This window comes from Caballeronia sp. LZ043 (assembly GCF_031451075.1).
Classification (GTDB): domain Bacteria; phylum Pseudomonadota; class Gammaproteobacteria; order Burkholderiales; family Burkholderiaceae; genus Caballeronia.
This window is the reverse complement of the sequence record NZ_JARUXT010000001.1, coordinates 1,396,852-1,403,879: the sequence shown is the minus strand read 5'-3', so window position 1 is coordinate 1,403,879 and position 7,028 is coordinate 1,396,852. Positions and strand designations below refer to the sequence as shown.

Sequence of the window (7,028 nt, the reverse complement as noted above, 5' to 3'; positions counted from 1 at the left end):
AGGTACCGCACGCAACGCGAAGCCGTCGCGGACTTGTTCGAATACATCGAAGTGTTTTATAACCGCAGTCGTCGTCATTCATCGCTTGGCTTCGTGTCGGCAACCCAGTTCATGCAAGACTGGGTTGTGGCTCAGCGGACAAGGGATGCGGCTGCATAACCCGGGGCCTCTGGAAGGCGAAAAACCGAGGGAACCTCAGTCCATAGAAGCACAGGCGAACGTCAGAGCCCTGTCACCCGACGCAAAACCGTCAAATCCATCGAAGCGCGAGCGAAACGCCAACCCAAACCCCAAGCGAGGGAACGAGCGTTTTTGGGCTATGATCAAACCCTACCCGCAGGAGCCAAAAAATGTCACAGATCGCTGACCAGGCGCATCTCGAAGCCTCATCGTCCTCATCCGGAAACGCCTCACCGCTCTCCCTCCCCTGGATCGAAAAACTGATTTCTTTCGATACCGTCAGCCGCAACCCCAACCTTGGCCTGATCGAAACTGTCCGCGACGAACTGCGCCGCGCGGGCATCGAGGCCACGATCACCAACGATCCACGCGGCCAGTGGGCCAATCTCTTCGCCACGGTCCCGGCCCACGACGGCCAGACCAACGGCGGCATCGTGCTGTCGGGCCATACCGACGTCGTACCCGTCGACGGCCAGAACTGGCACAGCGACCCCTTCAAGCCCGAGGTCCGCGACGGCCTCCTCTACGGCCGCGGCTCGTGCGACATGAAAGGCTTCATCGGCGCCGCACTCGCGATGCTGCCAAAAATGCAGGCCACGAAGCTCGCCAAACCCATTCACTTCGCGCTTTCGTATGACGAAGAAGTCGGCTGCGCCGGCGCGCCGCTGATGATCGCCGACCTCAAGAAGCGCGGCCTGCAACCGGACGGCTGCATCGTCGGCGAACCGACCTCCATGCGGCCGATCATCGCCCACAAGGGCATCAACACCTATCACTGCTGCGTGCGCGGTTTCGCCGCGCATTCGTCGCTGACGCCGAAAGGCCTCAACGCCATCGAGTACGCCGCGCGCCTCATCTGCCATATCCGCGACCTCGTCGACGAGTTCCGCGCCAAAGGCCCGTTCGACGAACTCTACGACGTTCCCTTCACCACCGGCCAGACCAGCACCATCAAGGGCGGCAACGCCATCAACACCGTGCCGGCCGAATGCAACTTCGAGTTCGAATTCCGTAACCTGCCGACCATCGATCCCGATCAGATCTTCGGGCGCATCGAGTCCTATGCACGCGAGACGCTGCTGCCGCGCATGCTGAAGGAACACGGCAACGCCGCCATCGAATTCACGAAGCTCGCCTCCGCGCCCGGCCTCGACGCCACCGAGCAAGCCGCCATCACGCAACTCGTGCGCGCCCTCACCGCGGACCAGGAAAAACACAAGGTCGCCTACGGCACCGAAGCCGGCCTGTTCGCCAACGCGGGTGTGCCGAGCATCGTCTGCGGGCCCGGCAACATCGAACAGGCGCACAAGGCGAACGAATATGTGTCGCTCGAACAGCTCGCGCAGTGCGAAGCGTTCCTCGGCAAGTTCATCCACAGCATGTCCGTCGAAGCGCAAGCACGCTGATCCAACCCAAGCCACTACGCGTCATGTCCACCGACACGCACCATTCCGACAACACGATCGACGGCACGCCGATCCCCACGCTCGACGACATCGCCGGGCAGCACATGGCCCTCACGCCCTGGGTCGCCCGCACGCCCACCTTCGAGCGTCACGATTTCCCGACGCTCGAAGGCACGCCCGTCACCTTCAAGATGGAGCTGTTGCAGGCGAGCGGCACCTTCAAGGCCCGCGGTGCGTTCTCCAATCTGCTGGCGCTCACCGACAGTGAACGCTCGGCAGGCGTCACCTGCGTGTCGGCGGGAAATCATGCGGTGGCGGTCGCCTACGCCGCGCAACGCATGGACGTGGGCGCCAAGGTCGTGATCATCCGCAGCGCAAGCCCCGCGCGCGTCGCGCTGTGCCGGCGCTACGGCGCGGAAGTCGTGTTCGCGGAGAACGTCGCGGAAGCGTTTGATGTCGTGCGCCGCGTCGAGGCGGAAGAAGGACGCGTGTTCATCCATCCGTTCAACGGCTATCGCACCGTGCTCGGCACGGCCACGCTCGGCTACGAATGGGCCTCGCAGGCGCCGGATCTCGATGCGGTCATCCTGCCGATCGGCGGCGGCGGACTCGCGGCGGGCGTCTCCACCGCGATGCGCCTCGCGAATCCGTCACTGCATGTGTACGGCGTCGAACCGGAAGGCTCGGACGTGATGAAGCGCAGCTTCGAAGCCAAACACACGATCAAGATGGGCGCGATGCACGGAATCGCCGATTCATTGATGGCGCCGCACACCGAGCAGTACAGCTACGAGCTGTGCCGGCGGCATATCGACGAGATCGTCACCGTGTCGGACAACGCGTTGCGGCACGGCATGCTGCAACTGTTCGGCGAACTCAAGCTGGCCGTCGAGCCGGCTTGCGCCGCCGCCACCGCCGCCCTGCTCGGGCCGCTGCGAGAACGCCTGCAAGGCAAGCGCGTCGGCGTACTGCTGTGCGGCACCAATACCGATCCAGCCACCTTCGCACGCCATCTCGCCGCCGTCTGAAGGTCGGAAACGCACGCGGCCCCGCGTCTTTCGACGCGGGGCCGCGCATCATCAAACCTTCGCAATAATACCTACATCACCCCCGCGAGCCTTCTGCGCTCGCTGCGCTGCATGAAGTAATTCGCCGCGATCACCCCGACCGTCACCACCGCGATGAACAACGTCGCCAGCGCGTTCATCTCCGGATTGAGGCCCAGCCGCACGCGCGAGAACACGACCAGCGGCAGCGTCGTGGAGCCCGGCCCGGACAGGAACGCGGACAGCACGAGATCGTCGATCGACAGCGTGAACGACAGCAGCCATCCCGCCACCAGCGCCTGCGAGATGAGCGGGAGCGTGATCGTGAAGAACACGCGCAAGGGCGTCGCGCCCAGATCGAGCGCGGCCTCCTCCAGCGACGGATTCAGCTCGCGCACGCGCGATTCCACGATGATCGCCACATACGAGATGCACAGCATCACGTGCCCGACCCAGATCGTGAACAGCCCGCGCCCCGCGGGCCAGCCGATCAGCTTCGCCATCTCGACGAACAGCAGCAGCAACGAAATGCCCTGGATCACCTCGGGGATCACGAGCGGCGCGTTGATCATGCCGGTATAGAGCGTGAAGCCCCTGAAGCGGCCCATGCGCGCGAGCACGAAGCCCGCCCACGTGCCGATCACCACCGACGCGCACGCGGTCAGGAACGCAATGCGCAACGAGAGCCACGCGGCGTTGATGAGCTCGTCGTCGGACCAGAGCGCGCGGTACCACTTGAGCGAGAACGAAGTCCATACGGTCACCAGCTGCGACTCGTTGAACGAATAGACGATCAGGCTGAGGATCGGGATATACAGGAACGCAAAGCCGATGCCGAGCGACGTGATCTGCAACGGACGACTGGTCTTGATCATCGCTTGCCCTCCAGCTGCTTCGCCTGAAAGTGCTGGAACAGCGCCATCGGCACGAGCAGCAGCAGGACCATCGCGCAAGTGACGGCGGAGGCCATCGGCCAGTCGGCGTTATCGAAGAACTCGTTCCACATGACCCGTCCGATCATCAGGGTATCCGCGCCGCCGAGCAGTTCGGGAATCACGTACTCGCCCACCGCCGGAATGAACACGAGCAGGCAGCCCGCGATGATGCCGTTCTTCGACAGCGGCAGCGTGATCTGCACGAACGCTTTCCACGGCTTGGCGCCGAGGTCGTAGGCCGCTTCGAGCAGCGTCAGGTCCATCTTCACGAGATGCGCGTACAGCGGCATCACGAGAAACGGCAGATACGAATACACCATGCCGATATAGACCGCGATGTTGGTGTGATACAGCTCGATCGGCGAATGGATCAGCCCGATCGACATCAGGAAGTTGTTGAGCAGGCCGTTGTTCTTGAGAATGCCGATCCACGCATACACGCGGATCAGGAACGACGTCCAGAACGGCAGCATCACCGCCATCAGCAACAGGTTGCGCGAAGCCGGATTCGAGCGCGCGATGTAATACGCCATCGGATAGCCGATCAGCAGGCACAGCAGCGTCGAGACCGCCGCGACCAGCAGCGAATTCATGTAGGTCGCGAAGTACAGGCTGTCCTGCACCAGGAACGCGTAGTGCGAGAAATCGAGCGCGATATTCATCACGCCGTCTTTCAGCGCGACCAGTTCCGTGTACGGCGGAATGCCAAGCTGGCTGTCGGCGAAACTGATCTTCACGACCAGCAGGAACGGCACGAAGAACAGCAGCAGCAGCCACAGATACGGCCCGCCGATCACCAGCGTGCGCCCCGACAGGCCCATGCGCCGGAACAGGTTGGCCATCATGACGTCAGCACCACGCCGGCCGACGCGCTCCAGCGCACGTAGACTTCGTCGTCGAAGGTCGGGGACTCGATTTCGCCGATCGCCAGGCTCGACAGGTTCGCGACCACGACCTTGCCCGAATCCAGCGTCACGTGATACAGCGTGTAGCCGCCCATGTACGCGATGTTGCTCACCTTGCCGCGGCCCCAGTTATAGGCGCCTTCAGGCGGCTTGCGCGTCAGCGCAATGCGCTCGGGCCGCACGGAAATCGTCACGGGCATGCCGAGCGGCCCGGTGATGCCGTGGTTCACATAGAGGCGCACCGGCAGGTCCGTCGATTCGACGAACACGTGATCCGGTTCGTCTTCCACGACATTGCCGTCGAACAGGTTGGTCGAACCGATGAACTGTGCGGAGAAGCGGCTGTTCGGGAATTCATAGACTTCGTGCGGCGTGCCGAGCTGCACGATCTGCCCTTCGCTCATCACGGCCAGGCGGTTGGCCATGGTCATGGCCTCTTCCTGATCGTGCGTCACCATGATGCAGGTCACGCCGACCTGATCAAGAATGTTCACCAGCTCGATCTGCGTGCGCTGGCGAATCTGTTTGTCGAGCGCGGACATCGGCTCGTCGAGCAGCAGGAGCTTCGGGCGCTTGACGAGGCTGCGCGCCAGCGCCACGCGCTGCTGCTGGCCGCCCGAGAGCTGATGCGGCTTGCGCTTCGCATACGGCGCCATCTGCACGAGCCTGAGCGCGGTGTCGACACGATCCTTCAGCTCCGCGCCGCGCACGCCTTCCTGCTTGAGCCCGTACGCAACGTTCGACTCCACGCTCATGTGCGGAAACAGCGCGTACGACTGGAACATCATGTTGACCGGCCGCCGATACGGCGGCATCTGCGCGAGATCTTCGCCGTCGATCAGGATCTGGCCTTCGGTCACGGACTCGAGGCCGGCCAGCATCCGCAACAGCGTGGACTTGCCGCATCCGGAACTGCCGAGCAGCGCGAACAGTTCGCCCTTCTTCACCGACAGATTGACCCCCCGCACGGCCGTAGTCTCGCCGAACTTCTTGACGACATCGACGACCTGCACGAAGTTGTCGGTGAGACTCGTGCCGGACAAGGTGCCGCGCGGCTCCTGCCGGCCATTGACTCCGCCCGGTCCACCCGATCCACCCGATCCATTCGGCGCCGCCTGCGACGCGCTCGACTGCTCACTCATGATTGCCTGTCCGACTCCTGCGTAGTTGCGCCGCGTTGCGCGCGTCATTGCCCATCATTGCCATCGTTGCCCGTCGCTGCCGCAGTTGCATTCCGCACGAACAAAGCCCCCGGAGGACCAGGGGCTTCGTCGATTCAGGAGCGCGGCCGGCGTGTCTTAATCATCGGCCGGACTTGAACTCGGTCCAGAGCCGCGTCTGCAGACGCTGGATTTCCGGCGGCAGCGGCTTCAGCAGGAACAGCGTCTTGATGACGTCCTGCGGCGGGTACACGGCCGGATCGTTGGCGACGTCCTTGTCCACGTACTTGCGCGCTTCGAGGTTCGCGCTCGGGTAGTAGACCGCGTTGGTGATCGCGGCGTGCACCTGCGGCGTCTCGATGTAGTTGATCCACTCGTGCGCCGCTTCCTTGTTCTTCGCGTCCTTCGGAATGGCCATCACGTCGAACCACACCGGCGCGCCGCCCTTCGGAATGTAGTACTCGATCTTGAACGGCTTCTTCGCATCCACCGCGCGATGCTTGGCGATCACGACGTCGCCCGACCAGCCGTAGGTGAAGCAGATGTCGCCGCCCACCATGTCGTTGATGTAGCCCGACGAGTTGAACTGCGTGATGTACGGGCGGATCTTCTTCAGCATCGCCAGGGCCGCGCGATAGTCGGCCGGGTTCGTGCTCATCGGATCCTTGCCCATGTAGTGCAGCGCGGCCGCGAACATCTGGTCGGGCGCGTCGAGCACGGACACGCCACAGGCCTTCAGCTTCGAGATGTTCTCGGGCTTGAAGAGAATGTCCCAGTTATTGAGTTCGACGTTGTCGCCGAGCAGCTTCTTCGCCTTGTCGACGTTGTAGCCCAGGCCGGTCGTGCCGTACGCCCAGGGCACCGTGTACTGATTGCCCGGGTCCGCGCCCGCGACCAGCTTCATCAGGTCGGGATCGAGATACTTCAGGTTGGGCAGCTTCGATTTGTCGAGCGGCGAGAAGATATTGGCGGCAATCTGCTTGCCGGCATAGTTGCTGGTCGGCACGACGATGTCGTAGCCCGAATTGCCGGTGAGCAGCTTGGCCTGGAGGGTGTCGTCGCTGTCGTAGTTGTCGTACTTCACCTTGACGCCGGTTTGCTTGGTGAAGTTGGGAATCGTGTCCTTGGCGATGTAATCCGACCAGTTGTACACGTTCAGCTGTGTGTCCTTCGCCATTGCAGCGAGCGGAGTCAACATCGCGGCGCAGGTCAGCGCGCCCGCCAGCTTGGCCATGCGGCCCGCCAGTTTCTCGTTCATCTCGATTCTCCGTTGTTGCGACTGTCAAGACGTCGTGCCGCGCGCTTCCGCCACCGGTTGAAGTTCCGGTCGCTTCAGGCCCGACCCTGGCGCGCGACGCCCCTCAAAACCCCGAAAACTACCATTAAACGCAAGCAC

General features: G+C 63.1%; 7 protein-coding genes. 3 read left to right on the top strand and 4 right to left on the bottom strand.

What is annotated here, in order from left to right; genetic code table 11:
* From QCE64_RS06325 to QCE64_RS06315, 3 genes are all read left to right on the top strand, one after another.
* The coding region (locus QCE64_RS06325) for an IS3 family transposase (RefSeq protein ID WP_404987352.1) at positions 1-159 on the top strand (159 nt) is incomplete at its 5' end.
* A 191-nt stretch (positions 160-350) separates the two neighbouring features.
* Positions 351-1,586 (top strand): acetylornithine deacetylase, encoded by a 1,236-nt coding sequence (gene argE, locus QCE64_RS06320; protein WP_309915761.1) that lies wholly within the window; start codon positions 351-353, stop codon positions 1,584-1,586.
* Positions 1,587-1,609: 23 nt separating this feature from the next.
* Positions 1,610-2,614 carry a threonine/serine dehydratase gene (locus tag QCE64_RS06315; protein WP_309915758.1) on the top strand — a complete coding sequence of 335 codons (1,005 nt, stop codon included), beginning with the start codon at positions 1,610-1,612 and terminating at the stop codon, positions 2,612-2,614.
* Positions 2,615-2,685: 71 nt separating this feature from the next.
* Here the strand turns inward: QCE64_RS06315 and QCE64_RS06310 are convergent, their stop codons facing one another.
* From QCE64_RS06310 to QCE64_RS06295, 4 genes are all read right to left on the bottom strand, one after another.
* Positions 2,686-3,504, bottom strand: coding sequence for an ABC transporter permease subunit (locus tag QCE64_RS06310; protein ID WP_309919672.1), 819 nt, complete (start codon positions 3,502-3,504; stop codon positions 2,686-2,688).
* Positions 3,504-4,412, bottom strand: coding sequence for an ABC transporter permease subunit (locus QCE64_RS06305; protein WP_309808212.1), 909 nt, complete (start codon positions 4,410-4,412; stop codon positions 3,504-3,506). Before QCE64_RS06305 ends, QCE64_RS06310 begins: the two co-directional genes overlap by 1 nt.
* On the bottom strand, positions 4,409-5,614 hold the full coding sequence (locus QCE64_RS06300) for a polyamine ABC transporter ATP-binding protein (RefSeq protein WP_309929962.1): 1,206 nt from the start codon (positions 5,612-5,614) through the stop codon (positions 4,409-4,411). The genes QCE64_RS06305 and QCE64_RS06300 overlap by 4 nt, the downstream gene beginning before the upstream one ends.
* 160 nt (positions 5,615-5,774) lie before the next feature.
* Positions 5,775-6,890 carry a polyamine ABC transporter substrate-binding protein gene (locus tag QCE64_RS06295; protein WP_309808209.1) on the bottom strand — a complete coding sequence of 372 codons (1,116 nt, stop codon included), beginning with the start codon at positions 6,888-6,890 and terminating at the stop codon, positions 5,775-5,777.
* Between the last annotated feature and the right edge of the window lie 138 nt (positions 6,891-7,028).